Annotated in this window: 21 protein-coding genes; 9 read left to right on the top strand and 12 right to left on the bottom strand. The window is 66.5% G+C overall.

Annotated elements, in window-relative coordinates; translation table 11 throughout:
* Positions 1-136: 136 nt before the first annotated feature.
* Together ddfA and LT970_RS10150 are read right to left on the bottom strand one after the other, a co-directional pair.
* A complete protein-coding gene (gene ddfA / locus LT970_RS10155; RefSeq protein ID WP_232686356.1) occupies positions 137-445 on the bottom strand; it encodes a DdfA family disk-determining factor in 309 nt (102 codons plus the stop codon).
* 95 nt (positions 446-540) lie between these two features.
* Positions 541-4,749 (bottom strand): PAS domain S-box protein, encoded by a 4,209-nt coding sequence (locus tag LT970_RS10150; RefSeq protein WP_232686355.1) that lies wholly within the window; start codon positions 4,747-4,749, stop codon positions 541-543.
* Positions 4,750-5,041: 292 nt separating this feature from the next.
* Between LT970_RS10150 and LT970_RS10145 the strand changes: the two genes are divergently transcribed.
* Positions 5,042-6,736, top strand: a complete 1,695-nt coding sequence (locus tag LT970_RS10145) for a thiamine pyrophosphate-binding protein (RefSeq protein WP_232686354.1) — start codon at positions 5,042-5,044, stop codon at positions 6,734-6,736.
* 282 nt (positions 6,737-7,018) lie between these two features.
* Complete coding sequence (locus LT970_RS10140) at positions 7,019-7,963, top strand: NAD-dependent epimerase/dehydratase family protein (protein ID WP_232686353.1); 945 nt, start codon at positions 7,019-7,021, stop codon at positions 7,961-7,963.
* A 29-nt stretch (positions 7,964-7,992) separates the two neighbouring features.
* Here the strand turns inward: LT970_RS10140 and LT970_RS10135 are convergent, their stop codons facing one another.
* Both LT970_RS10135 and LT970_RS10130 read right to left on the bottom strand, forming a co-directional pair.
* Entirely contained in the window at positions 7,993-8,586 is a 594-nt protein-coding gene (locus tag LT970_RS10135) for an HD domain-containing protein (RefSeq protein WP_232686352.1), read from the bottom strand.
* Entirely contained in the window at positions 8,576-9,307 is a 732-nt protein-coding gene (locus LT970_RS10130; RefSeq protein WP_232686351.1) for an EthD domain-containing protein, read from the bottom strand. Before LT970_RS10130 ends, LT970_RS10135 begins: the two co-directional genes overlap by 11 nt.
* 119 nt (positions 9,308-9,426) lie before the next feature.
* Between LT970_RS10130 and paaK the strand changes: the two genes are divergently transcribed.
* Positions 9,427-10,716 (top strand): phenylacetate--CoA ligase PaaK, encoded by a 1,290-nt coding sequence (gene paaK, locus LT970_RS10125; RefSeq protein WP_232686350.1) that lies wholly within the window; start codon positions 9,427-9,429, stop codon positions 10,714-10,716.
* A gap of 299 nt (positions 10,717-11,015) precedes the next feature.
* On the opposite strand, the gene LT970_RS10120 is transcribed toward paaK, so the two are convergent.
* A complete protein-coding gene (locus tag LT970_RS10120) occupies positions 11,016-11,336 on the bottom strand; it encodes an antibiotic biosynthesis monooxygenase family protein (protein ID WP_269785468.1) in 321 nt (106 codons plus the stop codon).
* Positions 11,337-11,541: 205 nt separating this feature from the next.
* Here LT970_RS10120 and LT970_RS10115 point away from each other — a divergent pair, with 205 nt between their 5' ends.
* Positions 11,542-12,726: a trans-sulfuration enzyme family protein gene (locus LT970_RS10115; protein ID WP_232686348.1), complete on the top strand. Its 1,185-nt coding sequence runs from the start codon at positions 11,542-11,544 to the stop codon at positions 12,724-12,726.
* A gap of 212 nt (positions 12,727-12,938) precedes the next feature.
* Here the strand turns inward: LT970_RS10115 and paaI are convergent, their stop codons facing one another.
* On the bottom strand, positions 12,939-13,361 hold the full coding sequence (paaI, locus tag LT970_RS10110; RefSeq protein WP_232686347.1) for a hydroxyphenylacetyl-CoA thioesterase PaaI: 423 nt from the start codon (positions 13,359-13,361) through the stop codon (positions 12,939-12,941).
* A gap of 136 nt (positions 13,362-13,497) precedes the next feature.
* On the opposite strand from paaI, the gene LT970_RS10105 reads away from it, so the two are divergent.
* Together LT970_RS10105 and LT970_RS10100 are read left to right on the top strand one after the other, a co-directional pair.
* Entirely contained in the window at positions 13,498-14,748 is a 1,251-nt protein-coding gene (locus LT970_RS10105) for a M24 family metallopeptidase (protein WP_349292262.1), read from the top strand.
* A gap of 15 nt (positions 14,749-14,763) precedes the next feature.
* Positions 14,764-15,765 (top strand): LLM class flavin-dependent oxidoreductase, encoded by a 1,002-nt coding sequence (locus tag LT970_RS10100; RefSeq protein ID WP_232686345.1) that lies wholly within the window; start codon positions 14,764-14,766, stop codon positions 15,763-15,765.
* Between the two features lie 22 nt (positions 15,766-15,787).
* Here LT970_RS10100 and LT970_RS10095 read toward each other — a convergent pair whose 3' ends face one another.
* The 5 genes from LT970_RS10095 to LT970_RS10075 all read right to left on the bottom strand — a co-directional run bounded on the left by LT970_RS10095 (position 15,788) and on the right by LT970_RS10075 (position 19,740).
* Positions 15,788-16,171 (bottom strand): PaaI family thioesterase, encoded by a 384-nt coding sequence (locus LT970_RS10095; protein ID WP_232686344.1) that lies wholly within the window; start codon positions 16,169-16,171, stop codon positions 15,788-15,790.
* A gap of 153 nt (positions 16,172-16,324) precedes the next feature.
* Positions 16,325-16,594 carry a DUF7571 family protein gene (locus LT970_RS10090; RefSeq protein WP_232686343.1) on the bottom strand — a complete coding sequence of 90 codons (270 nt, stop codon included), beginning with the start codon at positions 16,592-16,594 and terminating at the stop codon, positions 16,325-16,327.
* A gap of 88 nt (positions 16,595-16,682) precedes the next feature.
* Positions 16,683-17,615 (bottom strand): GNAT family N-acetyltransferase, encoded by a 933-nt coding sequence (locus LT970_RS10085; RefSeq protein WP_432419598.1) that lies wholly within the window; start codon positions 17,613-17,615, stop codon positions 16,683-16,685.
* Positions 17,606-18,913 carry a Glu-tRNA(Gln) amidotransferase subunit GatD gene (gene gatD, locus LT970_RS10080; protein WP_232686342.1) on the bottom strand — a complete coding sequence of 436 codons (1,308 nt, stop codon included), beginning with the start codon at positions 18,911-18,913 and terminating at the stop codon, positions 17,606-17,608. Before gatD ends, LT970_RS10085 begins: the two co-directional genes overlap by 10 nt.
* A 176-nt stretch (positions 18,914-19,089) precedes the next feature.
* A complete protein-coding gene (locus LT970_RS10075; protein ID WP_232686341.1) occupies positions 19,090-19,740 on the bottom strand; it encodes an ArsR/SmtB family transcription factor in 651 nt (216 codons plus the stop codon).
* Between the two features lie 118 nt (positions 19,741-19,858).
* Between LT970_RS10075 and LT970_RS10070 the strand changes: the two genes are divergently transcribed.
* Positions 19,859-20,197 carry a DUF5802 family protein gene (locus LT970_RS10070; RefSeq protein WP_232686340.1) on the top strand — a complete coding sequence of 113 codons (339 nt, stop codon included), beginning with the start codon at positions 19,859-19,861 and terminating at the stop codon, positions 20,195-20,197.
* Between the two features lie 98 nt (positions 20,198-20,295).
* A complete protein-coding gene (locus tag LT970_RS10065) occupies positions 20,296-20,565 on the top strand; it encodes a hypothetical protein (protein WP_232686339.1) in 270 nt (89 codons plus the stop codon).
* Positions 20,566-20,635: 70 nt separating this feature from the next.
* On the opposite strand, the gene LT970_RS10060 is transcribed toward LT970_RS10065, so the two are convergent.
* A complete protein-coding gene (locus LT970_RS10060; protein ID WP_232686338.1) occupies positions 20,636-22,297 on the bottom strand; it encodes a potassium channel family protein in 1,662 nt (553 codons plus the stop codon).
* A 126-nt stretch (positions 22,298-22,423) separates the two neighbouring features.
* Here LT970_RS10060 and LT970_RS10055 point away from each other — a divergent pair, with 126 nt between their 5' ends.
* Complete coding sequence (locus tag LT970_RS10055; protein ID WP_232686337.1) at positions 22,424-23,335, top strand: Vms1/Ankzf1 family peptidyl-tRNA hydrolase; 912 nt, start codon at positions 22,424-22,426, stop codon at positions 23,333-23,335.
* The last annotated feature ends 242 nt before the right edge of the window (positions 23,336-23,577 follow it).

Raw genomic sequence — 23,577 nt, 5'->3', positions numbered from 1 at the left:
TTGCCCGCGGTGTTCGACACCCGTTGTAGTCCCTGCTGGCGCCCGCCGTCGGTTGGAGCGTGACGTGGTTGCTGGTTCGTTCGATTGGAGGAGTGAACGACGGCCACCGGCTCTGCATTGCATCCTGATTGTCATATCAATCTTCGCGCACTGCGACAGGGCCCCCACCTTCGTCTGCCGTAACCGGTGGTGTCACGACGATGTCGCCATCCCCGTGGACGACCACCTCGCAGCCTTCCATCGTGAAACTGAGTTCTCCGACCGTCGATTCTTCCCCCGCCGACTGGAACAGCCTGTCCAGTGCGTCCGGGTCGATGACGTTGTTGAGGGGTTCCAAATCGAGCGGGTCGGTGTCTCTGGCGTCCGCAACCGCGAGAACAACTGCCTCGCTCGGTCGTGTACCGTGGTAATCCGTCCTGACTGCATCCGATGCAGTCTCACTCATTGCTTCCACGGTAGAACGAACGGGCAGACGGTGCATAGGGTCTCTTCCAACACCAGTAGGGGACTGGTGAACCCAACACTACACACGTTGGTTGGTCAGTCGGACGGGGGCGCGTCTCCCTCGAACAGTTTCGCACACAGTTTCCGCTCCGCCGCGCGCAAGTGCCCGTTGAACGTCGGTTGCGTGATGTCGAGGTCCGCCGCGACCTCCTCGCCAGTGCGGTCCCGCGGCCACTCGAAGTACCCGCTGTGGTACGCGGTCTGGAGCGTCTCCAGTTGTCGCTGCGTCAGGCTCTCCGTGAGGGCCGCCTCGAAGGCCTCCGACGACCGGTCAGACCGCTCCCTGTCGCGGCGCGCGACGAGTTCCGTGTCGGGGTAGTTGCTCTCCAGTTGGTCCACGAACGTCCGAACGCCGACCGAGTGGGGGAGCTCCACCACGACGTTGGTCTCCGTGTCCGCAATCCGGATCGTCCGAACGACCGCCCCGCACTCGACGAGCGTCGACGGAATCGTCGCGCCAGCCACCGAGACCTCGAACCGGTTCTCGTCGTCCTCGCTCCCCCCGCCGCTGAGGAGCGTCACGCCCTCCACGCGCGTCGACTCCGACGCGGCGGCGCGGACGGTGTCGGCGGTCGCACCGGTCGCCGTGACGAAGACGCGGGCCGTCCCCGTGGTCTGGGGAACGATCCCCTCGAACTCGAACCGGCAGCCCGTCTCGCGCGCGAGCTGGACGAGCGGGTCGTCTGCGTTCTGTATGTCCAGTTCGAGTTCGACGACGCTGTCCGAGAGCAGCGCGCGTCTGGTGTCGATGAAGTTCATCGCGTTAGCGATCGTCTCGCCGAGTTCGCGGAGGACGCTCTGCGAGAGGTCGTCGAAGGCGTCCGGCTCAGTGTCGTACACGGTCAACACGCCGTACTCCATCCCGTCGTGCTCGAGTGGGATGCTGACGACCGACTGGAGGTCGCGAGCGAGCGCGGCTTTGCGCCACGGCGCGTCCCGCAGGTCCGCGGCGACGTTCGACACGAGCGTGGTGTCGCCCGTCGCTGCCGTCTTCGCCGCCGGGTCGCCGTCGCCCTCGGGGCCGGTCGCCAGCGAGACGGCGTCGAGATACCCCTGGTCGTCGCCGGCCCACCTTCGGGGCGCCACCGCTTCGTCGCCGGTGTCGCCGATCCACGCGAACGTGAACCGGCCGTCCCGGGTCAGCAGTCCACAGACGGCCTGTTCGACCGCTTCCCGCGTCGTCGCTTCGACGAGCGCCTGGTCGATGTCCCGGATGATGTCGTTCGTTCGGTTGAGGTTCTGGAGCTGCTGGTTCCGCAACTCGAGTTCGCGCTCCTGTTCCCGGAGCGACTCCTCGCGCCCCACGCGGTCGAGCGTGGCCTCCGCTGTCGCCGCCAGGTGGTCCGCCAACCGCTGGGTCTGCTGGTCGAACTCGCCGACGTTCTCGGAGAGGATGGCGAGCACGCCGTGGTCGGAGAGCGGAATCCAGATACCGCTTCGGAGCGGCGTGTCCCGCCGGTAGACGTCGTCGGACTCCAGTATGTCGTCGAACGTGAGCGTCTCGTCGTTGATGAACGAGTTCCACGCGATTGCGGTGTCTTTGGGCGTGAACGACGGGGGTTCCCCGCCGAAGATGTCGTCGAGTCGTTCGGTCGTCGCCGTCGGCTGGAGAGCGTTCTCCGTGTCGTCGAACAGGTAGACGGCGATGTTGTCGAGGTCCAGAACGTCTCTCGCGGCGTCGACGACGTGTCGACTCACGTCGCGTTTGGTTTCGGTCTGCGTGAGGTCACGACTCACCTGGTGCAGGTTCGTGAGCGCGCGCTCGAACCGCTTGCGCTCCGTGTTGTCCCTGATGATGCCGACGAAGAACTGGTCGCCGTCGTGCTCGTACTCGCTGAACGAGACCGCGAGCGGAATCTCGTGGCCGTCCGCGTGCTTGCCCGGCAGTTCGAGGTACTCCCAGTCGAGCGTCTGCTCCCCGGTGCGGAGGTATCGCTGTATCGCGCTCCGGTGGCGATCCTGGAGCGAATCGGGCATGAGCATCGTGAGCGGTTCGCCGATTATCTCGTCGGGTTCGTAGCCGAAGACGCTCTCGACCACCGGATTCACGTACTGAACCTGGCTCTGCGCGTCGATGGAGACGATGACGTCTGACGCCGTCTCGGCGACCGTCTCGTACTGCTCGAGTTCGTGCTCGCGTTCCTTTCGCTCGGCGATGTCGCGGAAGTAGACCGACATGCCAGTCTCGGACGGGTAGACAGTCGCCTCGACCCAGAACTCGAGTGGTTCGAAGTAGAGTTCGTAGCTCTGTGGCTCCTGGGTCTCCATCGCGGTGTGGAAACTCTCCCAGACGGCGTCCTCCTCGGCCGCCTCGGGGAAGCGCTCCCAGAGGTTCTCGCCGAGCAGTTCCTCCTCGGAGTGCTGGAGGAGTTCCTCGGCCCTGTCGTTGACGTGCGTGAACCGGAACTCCTCGTCGAGGGCGTAGAACGCGTCGGACACGCGCGCGAAAATCTCGTTGAGTTCTTCTTTCATCCGCTTGTACTCGGAGATGTCGCGAACCACTCCGACACGGCCGTACGACCCATCTTCGAGTTCGAACGGCGTGACCTGCGTCCGGACCGTCACGAGACTTCCGTCGGCGGTCTCGACTTTCGTCTCGACGGGCGCTATCTCGCGTCCGCCGTCCACCGCTTCCGCTACCTTCGCCGACAGCTCGGAGTTTAGATCGTCGGTGTGCACGAGCGACGCGTTCTCACCGAGCAGTTCCTCGCGGTCGTACCCCGTCAGCTCGCAGTACGCGTCGTTGACCATCGTGAAGCGGGAGTCGGCGTCGAGCGCGTAGATCCCGTCGTCGACGGTCTCGACGATCCGGGAGTGTTTCTGGAGTTCTCGTTCGCGCCGCTTTTGCTCGGTGACATCGCGCGTCAGCGCCACCTGGACGGTCGTCCCGTCGGGACCGGGCATCGGCGCCGCGTGCGATTCCATGTGTCGGCGGGTGCCGTCCAGACCGACAATGTCGAACTCCAGCGTCCCGCTTTCACCCTCGCAGACGCGCTCGTTGAACTCGCGGAACTCCTGGCGGTGCTCGGGGGCGATCAGGTCGTAGACGCACTCGCCGACCACGCTCGACGCCGCGTCGGCCTCCACCATGTCCAGTCCCGCGGGGTTCATCTGGAGCAGCGTGCCGTCGGGGCCGACGGTTTTGATGCACTCGGGCGTCGTCTCGACGAGCGTACTCAGGTGCTGTTCGCTCTCGCGCAGTTCCTCCACGTAGTTCCGCCGTTCGAGTTCCGAACCCACCCAGTCGCCGAGGAGTTCGACGAACGTCACGTCCCAGTCGGTGAACTCCTCGCTCCGCGCCTCCATCCCGTAGAAACAGAACGTGCCGTACACCTCGTCGCTGGCGTACACCGGCGTCCCGAGGTAACAGCTGATTCCCCAGGTCGGGTCCGCTAACTCCGGAGCGTCCTCGTCGACGTCCCTGATGACGAGCGTCTCCTCGCTCTCGACGACGTGTCTGCAGTTGGGAAGTTCCTCGAGTGGAACCGTCTCTCCCGCCTGGAGGTCGCCGTCGTTCGGCGCGTCGATCGCCTCGAAGCGGTAGTCGTCGGTCACGTGCGAGAACGTCGCGAAGTCCGTTCCAACCGCCTCTCGGACGACCTCGAGGAGGTCATCGACTCGCTCGATGAACGGCCGGTCGCCGTCGGCGATGATTTCGTACGCCCGTCGCAGGTGGCGTTCGCGTTGTTTGATCACGACGGCTTCGTCGTTCGCATCGGTGCCGTCGCCGTCCGCGTCGGTGCCGTCGTTCGTCGCCGCCTCGGCGTCGTCGAGTGCGACCGCGATGGTTTCCCCCAGCGTCGCGAGCAGACACTGCTCGTCGTCGCCGAAACCGTCCGCGCGGTCTGCCGCCAGGTAGAGAACACCGTACACCTCGTCCTCGTGGACGAGCGGGACGACGGCCACGGACTGGTAGCCGTGGTTCCGCGCGTGGTCACCCCAGTCCGCGCTGGGCGGGTCGTCCAGTAATCCCCGTTCGATCTGGACGCCCCGCGTCTCCACTGCCGAGCGAACTAGGCGGTTGCGAGGCGAATCGTCCGCCAGTGGCACCGCCTCGGGCGCATCCGCCGTCGTCCCAGCGGCGGCGTCCAGCGTCACGCGCTCCTTGGCCGGGTCGTAGCTACCGAGCCACGCGAACGCGTAGAGCCCGGACTCGGCGAACCGCTCGCAGATACGCTGGCGGAGTTCGTTCTCCGGGACGGACAGAACTAGTTCGCGGGTGACGTCTTCTTTTACCTCTGACACCAATCGGCAGCCCCCGTCGCTCATATACAGGTCTATACCCACCGTATGACGACCCGTTGTGATGAATCTCTTGGTTTTGGTAGTGCGTGTCACGGGGGTGCGTAGGTCAAAAAATTTGAAACAATACCACTCTCCGTCGAACGGGCGCGGTCTCGTTGTGGAGCGCGGCAGCGAGCAGGACCATCGAGGTAACCCCTAGAACAAAGGCGACATTCGCCGTCGATGGCCCCATGCAGACGCCACCGACCGGACCGCGCGCGTCGACCGACCGAACGCGTCGTTCGAACCACCGATGACCACGACAGCCGCGGGCATCGCCGCCGCTCTCGACGCCCTCGACACCGAGTACGTCTTCGGCTTCCCCGGTGGGCGCGTCATCGAGGTGTTCGAAGCGCTCGCGCACACCGACGCGGACGTCGAAGTCGTCCGCCCGCGCGACGAACGCGAGGCGAGCGTGATGGCGGAAGTCCACGGCAGACTCACCGGCGAACCGGGCGTACTCGCAGGGCAGGGGCCGTGGGTCGGTAGTATCGGCGCGTTCGGCCAGATGGAGGCGCGACTCGGCTCCTCGCCGATGGTCGTGATCACCGAGGCCTCCGAGCGCGGCGAGTACTCCACGCTCGCGCCCTACCAGCAGGCCCGGGGCGACTACGGTGGCGTCGACGTCCCCCAGATTCTGGACGCGGTCACGAAGGAAGTGTGGGAGCCCCGGACGCCCACCGAAACCCTCCGAACGCTCGGCCTCGCGTTCAAGCACGCGACCGCCGGACGGCCCGGGCCGACGGCCGTCGTCCTCGACGGCGACGCTGTCACCGAGGACGTACCCAGCGAACCGGAACCGCCGCTCTGGGAGGCCGCTGCCCAGGCCCGAACCTGGGAGTCCCGGCCGACCGCGGAGGACGTCGCCGACGCAGCGGACGCCCTCGAAGCAGCCGACCGACCCGTGATAATCGCCGGAAACGGCGTCCACGCGGCGGGCGCGTACGACGACCTGCGGGCAGTCGCCGACGCCTACGACTGCGTCGTCACCACCTCCTACCTCGGGAAATCCACGATCCCAGAGACCCACGACCGCGCCGCGGGCGTCATCGGCTCGTTCGGCCACGAGGGTGCGAACCGCGTGGTCAGCGAGGCCGACACCCTGCTCGTCGTCGGCTGCCGGCTCAACCCGATGGACGCCAACTGGCTCGCGCCGTCGTTCGTCCGTCCGGACGAACAGACCATCCTCCACGCCGACGTCGATCCCAGAAATACGGGCTGGGTGTACCCCGCGGATGTCGGCCTCGTCGGCGACGCCAAAGAGTCGCTCTCCGCGCTTGCCGAGGCGGGAGGCAGCACCAACGACTGGGCGCTCGACCGCGCGGCGGACGCCCGAACCGACTTCCACGTCTCCGAGTGCGACGACGACTCCGCGCCCATCAAGCCCCAGCGCGCCGTGCAGGCCATCGACGACGTGGTCGACGAGGACACGCTCGTCACCGCGGACTCCGGGAACAACCGCTTCTGGCTGCTGAACTACCTCCAGGTGCCCAGCGAGCAGGGGTACATCGGGAGCGGCGGCGTCGGCGGCATGGGGTGGGCCGCGCCCGCCGCCGTCAGCGCCGCGCTCACCACCGACCGCAACGTCATCTCCGTCACCGGGGACGGCGGGTTCGCCATGTCCGCCACCGCCGTCGAGACGGCCGTCGAGTACGGCGTCGCGCCGACGTTCGTGGTGCTGAACGACGCCGGCCTCGGGATGGTCCGCCAGATGGACGACGCGATTCCGGGAACGACGTTCCGGGATACCGACTACGTGGCGCTCGCGGAGGCGTACGGCGCGGACGCGGAGCGAGTCACCGAACCCGCGGACCTCGACCGTGCGCTCCGTGACGCGAAGGCCGCCGACGCGCCGACGGTGCTTGACGTCCGCATCGACCCCGACGAACCGATGGCCGAATCACTGCAGTCGTCGTTCTACGCGGCGGTCGGCGGCCTCCACGAGTAGCGCAGGGGCGTTGCGAGTGGCAGCGTCGCCACTCGACTGCGAACCGAGCGACGACTCTGTCGCTCTGGACGATTCCCGCCGCCGGGTGGAGCAGTCCGACGACGGACGCGGGCCGCCGCGCTCGGCCCGCGGGAGGCCCCTCCCGGGCCTCCGGGTGAGCGGTACGGGGAGACCGCTCGAGAGGCGCTCGTCCAGGCGCCCGGGCCGGGTTGGTCCCGCTCTCGTACTTGAACCCTCGGACGCCGCCATAGCTTTTTGCCCCGGCCCTCCGTCGTCGCGAACATGTCAACCGTTCTCGTGACGGGCGGTACCGGTTTCATCGGCGCGTTCACGGCCCAGGAACTCGTCGAGCACGGACACGACGTGGTCGCGTTCGACATCTCCACGGACCGCCAGAAACTGTCGGCGCTCGGCGTCGCCGAGGACGTAAACGTCGTGCGCGGCGACGTGACCGACGCAACCGAAGTGTTCCGCGCGGTTCGCGAGCACGACGTGGACCGCATCGTGCATCTCGCGGCGCTGCTCACGAACACCGCCGCGGACGACCCGCGCGCGGCCCTCGAAGTGAACGTCCTCGGGACGAACAACGTGTTCGAGGCGGCGCGCACGTTCGACCTCGACCGCGTCGCGTGGGCGTCCAGTGCGGCCGTCTACGCCTCGCCGGAGCACTACGACGGCGACGTCACTGAGGAGGACCTCGTCTACCCGGACACGCTGTACGGCGCGACGAAGGAGTACAACGAACACCAGGCGAGCGCGTACGAGGAGTTCGGCGTCTCCCACGTCGGTCTTCGACCTACTGTCGCCTACGGCCCCTACCGGGAGACCGGCGGGTCGGCGTTCCTCGTCGACCTCATCGAGAAACCCGCGCTCGGGGAGTCGTTCTCTGTGGAGTACGGCGACCAGTACATCGACTGGCAGTACGTCCGGGACATCGCGCAGGCGTTCCGGAAAGCGGCATTCGCCGACGAGGCCGACCTCTCGCGGCGCGTCTACAACGTCGCCGGCGAGACGACGACCATCCGGGAGGCCGCCGAGGTGGTCCGTCGGGTCGTTCCCGAGGCCGACCTCACCGTCTCGGACGAGGGCGAACTGCCGTGGACGCAGACCCTCGACACGACCGCCGCGGAACGGGACCTCGGCTATGACCCCGAGTACGACCTGGAGGCGGGCGTCCGCGAGTACGTGAACGTGCTCCGCGAGGAGCACGGTCTCGACCCCGTCTGAGCCGCGCCGACGCCGCTCTGTTCTCCTGTCTACTCCGTGGTCTGCGAGTACTGCTTGACCCACTCGTCGAGGGAGATGCCCATCGTCGCCTGGGTGATGGCGTTCGAACTCGCGGAGTTCGCGCTCTTCACGAGTTCCGCTTCCACCGTTCGCTTCGGGACTTCGCCGAGGAAGTGCGGGATGGCGCGTTGGACTGCGAGCGGACAGCCGACCTCGTGGGCGAGCGCGTACCCCGACAGGGAGTGCGGAACGTCCTCGTTCGCGTACTCGGGGTCGGGGTCGTCGAGCACGGCGTCCTCGACGTGCGCGACGTACTCGTAGCACTTCCCGACGTCGTGGAGGAGCGCCGCCGCGCGCACGACGTCCATGTCCGTGTCGGCGTCGTGGAACTCGCGCTGGATCTCGCCGGAGCGCTCCGCTATCTTCGTGACGCCGCGGACGTGCTCGACGTTCGTCACCTCGTGGATGTTCCACGCGTACGGGATGTCGTGGACGTTCCGCCACCCGCCGCGTTCGAGGCCGAGCACCCACGCGTCGAGCACTTTCTCGCGGAGGGCCTCGTCCTCGACGTCGTCGAGCTCGGGGAACGCGTCCTCGACCTGCGTTCGGAAGTCAGGCGCCATCGTTTCCTCTCTCGTCTTTCTGGACCGTCTCGCGCCCGATGAACCGCGGGCGCTCCTCGACGGCGAGGAAGTTGTCGACGTCCTCGCGCGCGGCAGCGGCTTTCGGGTCGTCGGGGTCGTAATCCCGGTTGCCGCTCACGCCCAGTGATGCCTCCAGGGCGCCGAGGTCCTCGAAGTAGAGTTCCGCGACGCCGTCGAACTCCGCGGCCTCGGGTTCAGTGGGGACGACGCGAGCGTACCGCACGACGCCGGGAATCTCCCGGGCGATGGGGACGTGCTCGTTCGCCCAGTGGTCGAGGAACTCCTCGTGGGTCATCCCGTCCTTCCGCACGAGGAACGCCGAATGCTTGTAGAGGCCGGTGGTGTCGCCGTCGAACTGGTCTTTCTCGACGATCTCCTCGCCGATGAGTCGCGGGCGCTCCTCGACGGCGAGGAAGTTGTCGACGTCCTCGCGGGCCTCCTTCGCCTTCCCCTTCGCGGGGTCGTAATCCCGCGATCCCTCACTGCCGAGCGCGTCGTACAGCGCGTCGAGACTCTCGAAGGAGAGTTCAGCGATGCCGTCGTACTCCGCCGCTTCCGGGTCCGTCGGGAGGACGGTCGTGTACCGGACGACGCCCTCGATTTCGCGCGCGATGGGCGTGTGGTTCGTCTGCCAGTGGTCCACGAACTCGTCGTGGCTCAGGCCGGCCTGCCGAACCAGGAGCGCGACGTGCTTGTACATCGGTTCGAGGGTCGCCGCCCGCTCCCTTAAAGGTACGTCGCGTGGTGGCACGCCGCGCGGTGCGCCGAGATGCGTCACCCACCCGAACAGATAACTCCCCGCAGGATACGTGTTAAGACATGCCGTACCACGACGTGGAGACCGCGGACAGCGACGACCTCCGGGCCCTCCAGGACACCAGACTCACGAACACCGTCCAGCGCGCGTACGAGAACGTCCCCTTCTACCGCGATCGCCTCGACGACGCGGGCGTCTCCCCCGACACCATCGAGGGCGTCGAGGACCTCCAGGAACTCCCATTCACCACGAAAGAGCACTTCCGCGAGGAGTACCCGACCGGCCTGTTCGCCGTCGACATGGACGACGTCCTACGGATTCACGCATCCTCGGGCACCACCGGGAAGCCGAAGGTCGTCGGCTACACCGAGACCGACCTCGGCGTCTGGGAGTCCGTGATGGCGCGCTCGCTGTACGCCGCCGGCGTCTCCCCCGGCGACACCGTCCAGAACGCGTACGGCTACGGCCTGTTCACGGGCGGTCTGGGCTTCCACGACGGCGTCGAGGCGCTCCCCGCGACCGTGATTCCGACCGGCGGCGGCAACACCGAACGCCAGATATCGATGCTCCAGGACCTCGAGAGCGACGCGTTCGCGTCCACGCCCTCCTACTGCCTCTACCTCGCGGAGCGCGCCGCCGAGAACGGCGTGGACGTCCGCGACCTCCCGCTTTCGACTGTAACCATCGGCGCGGAACCGTTCACGGACCCGATGCGCGAGGAGATCGAGGCCGCACTCGGCGTCGACGCCATCGACGTGTACGGCCTCTCGGAGATCATCGGCCCGGGCGTCGCCATCGAGTGCGAGCACGCCCAGGACGGCCTCCACGTCTGGGAGGACCACTTCTACCCGGAGGTCATCGACCCGCAGACCGGCGAGGTGCTCCCCCCGGGCGAGGAGGGCGAACTCGTCCTCACCACGCTCACGAAGGAAGCCCTTCCCGTGCTCCGGTACCGGACGGGGGATGTCACCTCGCTCACCCGCGAGGAATGCGATTGTGGCCGCACGATGGTCCGCATGGACAACGTCACCGGGCGCACCGACGACCTGCTCGTCGTGCGCGGCGTCAATCTGTACCCGAGTCAGATCGAGGCCGCCGTCCTCGACTTCGAGGACGTCGCCCCGCAGTACCGCATCGACGTCCACCGGGAGGGGAACCTGGACCGACTCGAGTTGACCATCGAACACCACGAGGAGTTCTCCGGGTCCACCGACGCGCTCGCCGACGACGTCCAGGACCGACTCGCGGACGTGCTCGCCCTGCGCCCGGACGAAGTTGACGTGGTTGCTCCGGGTGGTATCGAACGCCAGGAAACCGGAAAGATTCGGCGCGTCTGGGACCACCGAGAGTAGTACGGGCAGTTTCGTTTCGTTCGTACTTCGACAACGCCCCGAAGCCCTCGGAAGTCTTCCGAAAATCGCTGCGCGATTTTCGGCGTCTCGGAAGAGCGAAGCTCTTCCGGCGACCGCCAGGTTACCGGCTGGTCAGTGGGCCGAAACTGTCGGCTGGTCGGTTCACCAGTCGTTGCTAGCGCGGTTTCTTTGTTCAGAATAGGAACTGGAGCGACTGAATCGGTAAGTAGAACAGCGAATGTAGAATCCGCGAGCGAAGCGAGTGAGGTTGCTTCACTACTCGAGACAAGAGGGTACTCCTACCGAATTGGACTCGCGTCTTCGCCGAACCCACTCCCGTATGTGTCGATGACCTCCGTAATGGTCACTTCGTAGGCGTCATACCACTCTGCCCACCGCTGTTTCGCACGTTTGTGGTCCGCACCCGACCTAAACGACTCGATTGCGTCTAACGACTCCCAGTAGTAGAGGACGAGAACTTCCTCACTATCCGGTGCCTGCCACGTCTGCTTGCCCAGATACCCCTTCGTGTTCTCGGCAGCCGCCTGTATCGCATCGTTCAAATCGTGAAACTCCGCATCGTACTCACCCGGGTCGAGACGGAACGTTACCAAATACATCTGGATTATTCACCCACCTACGCGAACAAGACGCTTCCTGTCGGAGTAGACAGCGGGTAGCGGTCAACGACTCGTTGGACTACACGAGGCGGTTTTGGGTTTCTGGCCACCTTCGCCGGAAACTTCACAACTATCCATTGTGACTGAGAATATATTTCTGGGCTCCTCTTTAACCGGGTTGAGAGGGTTTGGTGGTGAATGACAGATGTCACGACAAAACGATTACTCCGACAGAAATCGATTTGCTACCCTCGCCGTCGGGTCAGCGGAATCTGAGACGCATCCTCACAGAGGTGGAACGAACGATGTCGTCCCGCCAATCCACCTATCGACTACATTCGAGTGGGCAAGTGGAGAAAACGCCAACGAACACGACTATTCTCGCGAGAGCAATCCGACTCGGGCGGCCCTCGAAGCACAGTTAGCTCGTCTCGAAGGTGGAGAGTACGGGTTGGCGTTCGCTTCCGGAATGGCCGCCACATCGACGACGATGCTGTCGCTGGTCCCACCGGGAGGCCACGTCGTCTCCTCGGACTCCATCTATAGCGGAACTGAAAAACTACTCACGGAACACATGGCCGGGCATCTCGGCGTGGACATCGACTTTGTTGACGCCCGTGACCCAGACAACGTTGCTGATGCAGTCAATGCGGATACTGACTTGATCTGGGTTGAAACACCATCGAACCCCTTGATGAGGTTGTGCGACATTCAAGCGATAGCCGACATTTCCGATGACTATGATGCCTTATTCGGCGTGGACAGTACCTTTGCGAGTCCGTACTACCAAGCCCCGCTTGAACTGGACGCCGACATCGTCGTTCACAGCACTACCAAGTATCTCAACGGACATTCCGACTCGATTGGCGGTGCAGTCATCACCGACGTCGAGGAGGTTTTCGAGCAATTAGCGTTCGGACAGCGCGTTGGACTCGGGAATATGCTCTCCCCGTTCGACTGTTACCTCGTGGCGCGAGGCATCAAGACACTGCCTGCGCGGATGGAACATCACGAGAAGAACGCGCTGGAAGTCGCCCGATTCCTCGAAAGCCACGACCGAGTCTCCCGTGTTTACTATCCGGGTGTTGAGAGTCACCCACAACACGAGCTTGCAAATGAGCAAATGTCGGGGTATAGTGGGATGCTGTCCTTCGAGTTCGATGGAACACGCATCGAACTCGAGGCGTTCGTTGAGGGGCTTGAAGTATTCACGCCGGGGGCCAGTCTTGGTGGCGCTGAAAGCCTCATCGAAGTACCGTCACTAATGCTCCCCGACGAGTTCAGTCGTAGTGAGGATTCAGCAGAGATTCCTGAGACGTTGGTACGGGTATCTATCGGCCTCGAAGACGCCGAGGACCTCTGTGAAGACCTTCGGACGGCGCTTCCGTAAGCTCAGTTCTACTCACCGTTACCTGCTCACAAGTCAGAATAGCAGAGAAATGAACGGCAGTATGCTGAATACACCATCTGTACTAAACGGGGCTTTCATTCTCAACTCTGAGTAAAGAAACCGTATTGGCAACTACTGTTACTGGACCTGCCGGCTATTTGGTTTACTAGAACCGCCGGCTGGCCGGTCGGCCGATGCTCGTGGTCGGCGTCTCATGGCAGATAGACGCGCCCGCGGAACGTCGCGATGCGGTCACCGTCGCTGGTGCTGACCACGACGTCGTACTCCGCCGTGCGCGACGAGCGGTGGGTCTCCTCGGCGGTGGCTTCGAGGGTCTCACCCGGTTCGACGGCGTCGAGATACGAGACGTTCGTCTCGAGCGCGACCGCCGTCTCGCCCCGCGAGTTCGACGCCGCGGCGAACGCCGCGTCCGCGAGCGAGTAGCACGCGCCGCCGTGGAGCGTCCCGTGGAAGTTCAGGTGGTCGTCGGTGACGCGGAGGCGGGTGCGGGCGGTTCCCTCGCCGAGTTCGACGAGTTCGACGCCGATGGACGCACAGAACGGGTCGGATTCGATCCGCTCGCGAACGTCGGCGGCAACGTCGCCGTCCGGCCCGTCGGCGGGAGTGTCGGTCATACCGGCCCGACGCCCGGGTTCGACAAAAGTCCGGCCCCGAACGCCCGTCAGCGCGCCGGCCGTTCAGTCGCGGCAGTTCTTGCACAGTTTGATAACGCGGGTCGCGGTACGTGGACCCATGCACGAGCGGGAGTTCATGGACGGAACCCGCGGGACGATGGCGGTCGACTGGGAGGAGCGCATCGACGTCCGGCGCCTCCGCGAGGACCGCAAGCAGCGCGTGCTCGACCGGATGGACGACGCCGGCCTCGGCAGCGTCCTCCTTCTGAACGACCCGAACGTCCGCTACGTGACGGGACTCGCGATGACGGGCGGGAGCGGCGCCGACCACTACACGCTCCTTCTGGAGGACGGCACCATCGTCCACTGGGACACCGCCGACCACGCGAGCAACCAGCGGTACAACTCCCCGTGGCTGGACGACGTGCGGTACGCGTGCCCCGGCCTCGGAAATGTCCCGCGGGCGTCGGGCCGGAACTCCGCCCGCGAGTTCCTCCTCGGCACGATGGCCGACACGGTGGTCGACGCTCTCGAGGAGTACGACCTGCTCGACCAGCCGATGGGCGTCGATATCGGGAACGCGGGCCTCCAGTCGGCACTCGACGAGCGCGGCGCGGACGTTCGCCACGACGCCGCTATCGATTTGCTCGAGGACGCGCGAAAGACGAAGACGCGAGACGAAATCGAGTGCCTTCGGACGGTGGCGGCCATCTGCGAGGCGGGCTTCCAGAAGATCAAGGAGGTCGCGAAACCCGGGATGCGCGAGTCCGAGGTGTGGGGCGAGGCAGTGCGAGAGCTGTGGCGCCACGGCGCGACGGTCCACGGCGGCTACCTCACCTCGGGGCCGAACACGTGGCCGAAACACCAGGCGAACACCACCGACCGCGTGCTCCGGCCCGGCGACCTGGTGTACGCGGACTTCTACAACGTCGCGTTCCTCGGCTACCGCTCGTGTTACTACCGCACGTTCTCCCTCGGCGAACCCACCGAAGTACAGCGGGACGCCTACGAGACCGCTCGCGACAACCTCTACGACGTCATCGAGCGCCTCGAACCCGGCGCGACGACTGACGAGGTCGCGCGCGGATTCCCGGACATGGACGGCGAGCACGCCGACTACTACGGCGCCGACGAGTACTGGCAGATGACCACCAACCACTGGGCCCACGGGTTGGGGCTCCAACTCTACGAGGTCCCCCTGGTCTGGCGCGGCGTCTCGGAGGACCACCCAATCGAGATAGAGCCGGGGATGACGATGGCCGTCGAGACACAGGAGCCCGCCGACCGACAGGGCGTCCGCGTCGAGGAGATGGTCGCCGTGCGCGAGGACGGCCCGGAGGTCCTGAGCCAGTGGCCAGTCGCGGAGATCACCACCATCGACTACTGAAATGGAGGACAACGAATGAAACTCGGAACCGGCCTGTTCACGTGCCAGCAACGCCCCGACGACGACCGCTCGGGCAGCGAACGCTACGAGGAGATGCTGACGCTCGCGCGCGCCATCGACGACGCCGGCCTCGACTCCGCGTGGGTGTCCGAACACCACTTCGCCGAGGACGACTACCTCTCGGGTGTGACGCCCGCGCTCGGCGCCATCGCGGCCGAGACCGACGATATCGAGATCGGGTCCTGTATCGCGCTCGCGCCGCTGTACGACCCCGTTCGACTCGCGGAGGACGCCGCGACGATCGACCTCATTTCGGACGGTCGGCTCACGCTCGGCCTCGCCATCGGGTCGAACCCCCGCGAGTTCGAGCAGTTCGGCGTCCCGCGCGAGGAGCGCGTCGAGCGCCTCGAGGACGCGACTTCACTCCTGCGCGCGGCGTGGAGTGACGGCCCGCTCGACTACGACGCCGACTTCCACGACGTCGACCCGGACGTTTCGGTCACGCCGAAACCCGACGGCGACGTCCCCATCATGCTCGGCGGCGCCGCGAAGCCGGCGGTCCGCCGCGCCGCGCGCACCGCGGACGCGTGGGTCGCGCCCTCGAAACTCTCCGTCGAGGGCGTCCGCAAGCGCCACGAGGACGTCCAGATGGTGCGCGAGAAGGAAGGCCTCGACGGCGAGTTCACCACGTACGTCCTCCGGCACGGCTTCGTCGCCGACTCCGAGGAGGAAGCCTGGGAGACGATGAAGCCCGGGTACTTCTACCTCCAGCGGCGCTACGCGGAGATATTCTCCGGCGAGTCCGTCGACGAACTCGACGCCGAGCGCAAGCAGGAGTTGAAAGAACAGGCAGTCTTCGGCACCCCCGAGCAGGTCCGGGAGGAACTCGGGACGTACGGGGACGCGCTCGGCGACGACGTCCACGTCGTCCTGCGAACGTACTACCCCGGGCTCGACACGGACGCGATGGTCGAGTGCGTCGAACGGTTGGGGGACGACGTCGCGCCGCACGTGTAGCGAAGCGCGACGTAGCCTCCGTTCAACCCGTCTTGTACACGCCGCGCGCGTCGGCGACCTCCTCGCCGTCCTCGTCGAACACCGTCACGTCCACCACGCCGACGTCCGACCCGCAGCGCACCACGTCGGCCGACGCGGTGAGGTCGCCCGAGGCCGCCGCGAGGTAGTCGATGCGCATGTCGACGGTGGGGACGGGCTGGTCGACCAGCGACACCAGCGCGGCACCGCCGACGGTGTCCGCGAGCGTGAACGTCACGCCGCCGTGTGCCTTCACCTCCTCGGCGTGCCAGGAGAGTTCCTGCGTGACCGCTACCTCGCCCTCGGCGTGGCCGTCCGCGGCCTCGGTGACTTCGACGCCGAGCAACTCCGCGAACGGCATCCCCTCGAAGAACGCCTCTACGTCCATGCGGGGAGTGTCGTCGCCCGGGGTCCTAAATTGGGGTGTCGGGTCGACGGCAATCCACCGTCCCGGCGTCGGTGCTGTGGCTGGCACTGAACTGTCACTCCACGAAAAGTCAGATGCTCTCGGCGCAAAAAATCGGCCGCAGACGGGCCCCGTTCAGGCGGACACGGCGTCGCGGTGCCAGCCGGGGTCGTGGCCCGTGCGGTCGATGAGGTCGGACCGACACGCCGGACAGTAGTCGGGTGTGTCGGCGACGGTCCGGGGGACGTACACCGCGCCGCCACACTTCACGCACGCGTCAGCGACGATGGTCGCGCAGTCAGCACAGACGTGGAAGTCGTCGACCGTGAGTTCGCGCAGGGGTTCGAGTTGTTTGTCCAGGGTGTACTCGTCGATGACCGCCTGACAGTTGTGGCACGGTTTCATGGCGATGCCTGTTACACCATGTGACCACGACACATATGCTTGCCCCGTGGAAGCGGTGCGGGACCGCGTCCTCGGTGACGGTGCGCGACTACCGCCGGTCGGTGAGGTCGCACTCCAGCAGGAATTTCGGTTCGTCGCTCGTCCCGGCGCGCGTGTACGCGGCGTCGCTGACGTGGCGCGGCGTCTCCGGAATTAGGACCCGGGTTTTGTCCGCCCCGAGCGCGGCGGCGTCCTCCGCGACGGCAGCGAACAGGGCGCGGGCGGCCTCGACGTCGTCCCACGTCGCCGCGCCGTACTCCGCCCAGTGAACCGTCTCCCCGTCGTCGTTCTCGCGGTCGTAGTCGCGGATGCGGAACGCCATCGCTCGCGTACCGCCGTTCTGGACGGTGAGTACAGTGGTCTCGTCGTGGAGGTCGCGGAGCGTCCCGCGGGTCAACTCCGAGAGCGCCCACGACTCCTCGGGGTGGAGTGCGAGCCCGCCGAGCACGTCCCGGGCCTCGCTGGCCACCCAGTGGCTCCACGCGGCGTCAGCGTCGTGCGCGACGGCGGCGTCAGTGTCGAGGGCCGCGAGCGCGTCACCGTCGGGGTCGGGGTGCGCCCATCGGAACTCCACACCGGGTTCGAAGCCGGCGGCGCGGGACGCCCCGAGGCCGGCGCTGTTCCACGAGAACACCATGTTGCGTGCGACCGTCGCCCCCTGGCCGGCGAGCCAGTCGAAGGCCGCTTCGTTCAGCAGGTTCGCGATGCCTTCACCCCGGAACTCGGGGTTCGTTCGCATCCCCTGGAGCCACGCCTCGTGCTCGGAGAGCATGACGCCCTGGAGGATGCCGCCGATGTCGTCGCCCGTGTCCACGACGAACGTGCGCTGGTCGTCGCCGTCGCCAGCGATCCAGTCGTGGTAGACGTGCGGGATGTAGTCGCCGCTGCGGTGCGTCCAGATGTCGCTCGTGAACTCGACGACGTCGTCGTAATCCTCGCTGGTCGCCTGTCGCACGCGGAGGTTCTGCTGTGTCATTCCCATGGAACGGAGCGCTCGGTTATCTCGCCCGCGACGGGGGTTCGCATCGTCTCCGGGACGCTCTCGCTGTTCGCGAGCGCCCACATCAGTTTCACCTTCGCGGTGCCGGGGAGCAGATCCTCGCCCTCCACGACGCCCGCGTCCAGGAGGTCGCGACCCGTGTCGTACACGCGGTCACACACCCGTCCCTCGACGCACTGGCTCGTCATCACGACGGCCGTGCCGTCCTCGACGAGGCCCTCGATGGTGTCCACGAGGTCCGTGTGGACGTGCCCGAGGCCCGTGCCCTCGAGGACGACGCCCGCCTTCCCCTCGCACGCTTCGAGGAACGCGGGGTCCATGCCGGGCGTGAACTTCACGAGTTCCACGTCGGATTCGAGGTCTGCGTCGAGCGCGAGGTCGACAGCGTCGCGTTCCCTGTAGGACTTCGTGAACTCGACGCCCGCAGCGTCGCCGCTCGCGTCGCTGGCGACGTCGTAGTCCACGTAGCCCAGTGGCTGCGCGCCCACGGTCTCGAAGGCGTCACGACGGCTAGTGTGGTTCTTCCGGACTCGAGTGCCGCGGTGGAGCGCGCACCGGTCGTCGCTCTCCGTGGCGTGCATGCAGACCAGCACCTCGGCGGCGTCGGCCTTCGCGGCCTCGACGGCGCACACCGCGTTCATCACGTTGTCCGAGGACGGCCGGTCCGCGGAGCGCTGGCTCCCCGTGAAGACGATGGGCACGGGCGTGTCGAGCATGAAGGCGAGCGCGCTCGCGGAGAACTGCATTGTGTCCGTGCCGTGCATCACGACGACGCCGTCCGCGCCGTTCTCGACTTCCTCGTGGACGGCCTCCGCGAGGTCCTGCCAGATGGAGGGCTCCATGTTCTCCGAGAGGATGTTCGCGACGACCCGGCCGCGGTAGTTCGCGCGCCCAGCGAGGTCCGGAACCGCCCGCAGCACGTCCTCGGCGTCGAACTGCGCGGTGACGGCGCCGGTGCGGTAGTCCACGGTCGACGCGATAGTGCCGCCGGTCGAGATGAGCGATATCGTCGGCAGGTCGTCGTCGAACTCGACGTCCGCCTCCGCTCGCTCGTCGCTCTCGTCCTCGGCGTCGGTCCCGGCGCTCTCGCTGTCCGCCTCGCCCTCGACGTCGAAGACGCCGGTTTCCAGAACGTCCACGTCGGCGTCCGCGTGCTCAACGCCGACGTTGTATCCGGAGTCGAGTTTCACGACGAGATGCTCGGGCGACGTCGACGGCAGCAACACGCCCTCGTGGGCCGTGCCGCCGCGCTCCACGCGCACCCTGTCCCCTGCGTTCATGCTCCCGGATTGCCCGCGGGCGAAGGAAAACGTTGCTACTCGGTCGTCGTCCGCATTGCTACTCGGTCGTCGTCCGCATTGCTACTCGGTCGTCGTCCGCATTGCTACTCGGTCGTCGTCCGCATTGCTACTCGGTCGTCGTCCGCATTGCTACTCGGTCGTCACTAACTAGCGCGTCACTCGGTGATCGTCCACCCATCGTCCGCACGCGCGACGACGCCTTCCTCTTGCAGGGATTCGAGGACGCCCTCGACGAGTGGCTCGGGCGCGTCCATCGCGCGAGCCAGCTCCCCGGCGGTCTGCGCGCCGCCCGTGAGCAGGCCGAGCACGTCCGCGTACAGTCGCTCCTCGGTGCCGTCGACGGAGTCCGAGAGGCGGTTCTGGACGTCCGCGAGGCGGCCCTGGACCCAGCGCTGGGCCATCGACAGTTCGCGCTCGAGGTCCCGCAGCTCCTGGAGCTTCGACGCGAGTTCGGCGACGTCGCCCGTGTTGTCCTGCTGGACGCGGATGGAGACGTGCTGGCAGCGGCTGATGTCGAGGTCCGCGCTCGCGGGGTACGCGGATTTCGCGCCGAAGTCGAACGGGGAGAGCCGCACCTCGAGGCGGAGGTTCTGTGAGATGTTGAAGTACTTCCGGCGCCGGTCGTCGACGCGGGACTCCACGAGGCCGGCCTCCTCGAGTTTCCGGAGGTGGTCGATGACGGCCTTCGGGCTGACGCCGAGATACTCGGAAATTTCGGTGACGTAACAGGGCTTGCGCGCGAGCAAGCGCAGGATGCGTCGCCGGTTCTCGTTTCCGAGTATGTCGAGCAGGGCCCCCGAGTCCATCTTCTAGCGATGGTTAGCGACGAGACGGGAAAAGGGTGTCTGCTCTCCGTGGTGGAAAAGCCCGACGGCATAAGGATTGGGCGGAGGACTTATCCCGAAGGGTGGTAGATGTTAACACATGTTCGAGGCGTTCTCAAGCGGCTACTACCTCGGACGGCTCTACGTCCAGCCAGCGTCCGACGAACGCGCGGTCATCAACAGCGAGCACCTCGAGCGGGTGAACGAACAGCTCTACGCCGACGGTGACGCACTCGCCCGCGTAGACCATCCGCTCGTGATGAAACTCGGCGGCGCGCACTTCCCCGTGCACGGGGAGACAGACGTCCCCGAGCGAACGCTCGCCGTCCCCGAACCGGTTCTCGACGCCGGCGACGTCGAGAATCCGCCCACGCTCACCGAGGTACTGTTGGCGAAGGCCGACCACGCTCGTCGCCTCGTGAACATCGGCGCGGTGTAGACGCGCCGCTGGTCGTTGTCCTCCCCGATACTCTCAGTCGTTGCCAGAACGTTACGGAGAACGCGCTCTTTTTGCTCGCTAACAGCGACGTGTCAACCATGGCACAGACGCCAGAGCCGACGGACGTCGAGACGGAAGACGACTACATCCACGTTCGCTACCGCGACCCTGACGACTTCGACACGATTCGGACGCCCGACTGGGCGGACAACGCTTCGGACTCGGTGTCGGAGGGGAGCGAGGTTCGGACCGGAAAACGGGAGGACAGCGACGACTGGGAGGTCCAGTCCGTCCTCATCAAGAAGAGCGTCGGCGAGGAGAAAGCGCGCGAACAGGCCGACGAGATCGTACAGAAGATCGAGGAGTGAGCGCCGCGGCGCCCATCCAGACGGACCCCGCTACGATTCGTTTCGGGTCCCCGCGATTCGGTGTCGGCCACTACGAACTGTCGACGGTCCGCTCGAACTCCTGGATGGCGTCGTCGCTTCCGGCGACGAACATCTCGTCGGTGTCCGCGATCTCGGTGCGCTCGTCGGTGAGCACGGCCCCCTCCCTGGCGACACCGACGACAGTCCATCCGCGCTCGGGGTTCCGGCGTGCGTCCGCCAGCGTCTCCCCGGCGAAGGGCGCCGCGTCGGCGCGGACGAGTCGAATCTGTCCCACGGGGTCCATGATGCGTTCGCCGTGTACCTCCGCGGCGACCAGTCGCGCACACACCCGCTGCACGGAGAGCACGTAGTCCGCGCCGGCCCTGAACGCCGGTGCCGTCTTCTCGGCTTCGGTGACGCGAACGAGAATCTCGACGTCGTCGGAGAGCGAGCGCGCCATCGCCACGGTCAACAGCGCGGTGGCGTCCTCGCCCACCGTGACGACCAGCGCCGACGCCGCTTCGATGTCCACCGCCTGTAGCGTCTCCGGTTCCGTCACGTCGCCGACGACGTCCGCGCCGGAGTCCGGCGACTCGTCGACTGTCGTCACCGAGACGCCGTCCGGCAGGGTGGCCGCTGCCTCGTGGCCGCCTTCCCCGAATCCCGCGACGATCACCCACGACTGCGCCGCCGCGCGCGGCGTCCGGGTTCCGCCCACCTCGGCCGCGACCTCGTCGATGGTGCCCTCCGGGCCGGCGACGACCAGGACGGTGTTGGGTGTCAGTCGGTCCTCGGGCGACGGCGGCAGGCGCAACTCTCCGTCGAACCACCCGGCGACCAGCGTCAGATTCGGGTGGGCGGCGAGCGGCGAGTCTCGCACGCGAACGCCGTGAAGCGGACTGTCGCGCCGAACGAGCAACTCACGGATGGCGACCTCGTCCTCCTCGTCAACCGATTCGGGGACCGAGACGGGCGTTGTCGCCTTCTCCGCGAGTCGTCGACCGATGAGCGCGCGCGGCGAGACGCTCCGGTCGACACCGACCTCCGCGAGCGCCGCCCGCCGGCGGGTCGAGGCCGTGAAGCTGACGACGCGCAGGTCCTCGTTCGCCTCCAGTGCGGTCAGAACGATACTCGCCGTGTTGTCGCCGGCGTCCGTGATGAGCAACGACGCCCGCTGGATGGTCGCGCGCTCCAGGTCGTCGCGGTCCTCGGGGTCGCCGTTGATGGCCTGATAGCCGTCGTCGGAGAGGCGTTTTGCCTCCTCCTCGTCGGACTCGATGAGGACGTACTCCACGTCGAGGGCCTCGAGTTCGTCGAGCAGCACCTCGGTGTCGCGCTCGTACTCCGCGACGACGACGTGGTCGTTCTTGATGGTGAGGCGGTCGTCGAGGTTCAGCGGCGTGCGCTCGAACAGCGGAATGACGAGGATGCGTAGCGTGACGAACCCGATGACCACGCCGGTCACCTGCATCGTCGCGACGAAGACGTTCATCGCCGGGGTCGTCCACGGCGCGTCTGCGCCGTATCCCGTCGTCGTCATCGTCTCGATGACAGTGTTGAACGCCTGGAACACGGACCGGGGTTGTCCTTCGAGCGCGCGCATCCCCCAGTAGTATATCGCCGTGAAGAGGAGCACGACAGTGACGAGTCCGACGCCGAAGGCGAGCACTAGACGCTGGCGCCGCGTGAGGTCCCGGGGGTGAAGTCCCTTCAAGTCCGTGAGTTCGCGCATCCAGTGTCTCCTCTCCGAGAGTTCTCCGTCAACCACTAAAAGCCCTGCCGGGAGGCCACCGCCGCCTGTGGGAAGCCGTCGGCGAGCAGGGAAACGCCTAAGCCCACGGCCCGTCGCGGTTTCGCCATGCTCGACGACCTCCTCGGGCGCACGGAACTCAAGGAGCGCATCGAGGAACTGGAGGCCGAGAAGGACTCCCTCCAGAACCAACTGGACGCCGAGGGGGAGCGCCGGAGCGAGGCGGTGCGCGACCGCCAGGAAGCCGAGGAGCGCGTCAACGAACTCGAAACTCGCGTCGAGGAACTCGAGGACCGGGTCGAGCGCGCGAACGACGAGGACGACGGCACCGGCACCGATCTCGACTTCCGGGGTCGCGAGAACCTCACAGACGACCGACGCGACCGCACGCTCGACCTGCTGGCGAGTCTCGACGGTGGCCAGGAGAGCGTACTCTCCGCCTACGTCTCGGACGACCTGCCCGATGCCGTCCGGGAGGAGTTCGGAGCGCGCGCGCCGCTCGTCGACCGCGCCGCCCCCTGCGTCGTCGTGCGCGACCGCGAGGGCGTCGTCTCCGCGGCGCTCCGCCCGCCGAACCCGCCGGCAGACGCGTTCTGCGGGTGGGGCGATTCGGCCCGCATCGAGCGCGAGTGGTTCGCGCCGACCGGCCGGTACGCGCTCGCCGTCGTGCGCGCCGACGTGTTCGCACTGGGCGTGTATCAGGCCGGAGCGGAGGGAGACGTGGAGCGCGTCCACTACGAGGGCTTCGAGAGCGACGTGAAGGGGGACCACTCGAAGGGCGGGTTCTCCCAGGGCCGCTTCGAGCGCCGCCGCGACAGCCAGATCGCCGAACACCTCGACAAGTGCCAGGAAGTGCTCGCAGAGGTGGATGCAGACCGCGTCTTCGTCGTCGGCCAGGAGACCCTGCTCGGGGAGTTCGACGCCGACGCCACCGCTGCCGTGGACGCGACTGGGAAGCCAGAGGCCGTGCTCGGCCACGCCCACGACGACTTCTGGACTGTCCCGTTGTTTTTGGTGTGAGTTCCTGGTTGGTGAATGGTGTTCGCAGGTTTGTCTTCTCCAACCGAGGACACCCAGAAAGCCCCGGACGGCTGCACTCCCGCGACTCGCTGCGCGCCTCGGTCACTCCGTGACCTGCGGTGCTTGCTTCGTCGGGGTTCGCGCAGCCGTCCGCCCCTCTCTGGGTGTTGTGAGTGGCCGTGCAGTCATCTCCAGCCAGGGCTTTCTGGGTGGTCACGGAGTGAGGATCGTTCGAGACAGCT

Origin of the sequence: Halobacterium zhouii (genome assembly GCF_021249405.1) — an archaeon.
In the GTDB taxonomy this organism is placed as follows: domain Archaea; phylum Halobacteriota; class Halobacteria; order Halobacteriales; family Halobacteriaceae; genus Halobacterium; species Halobacterium zhouii.
This window is presented reverse-complemented; position numbering and strand designations above follow the sequence as displayed.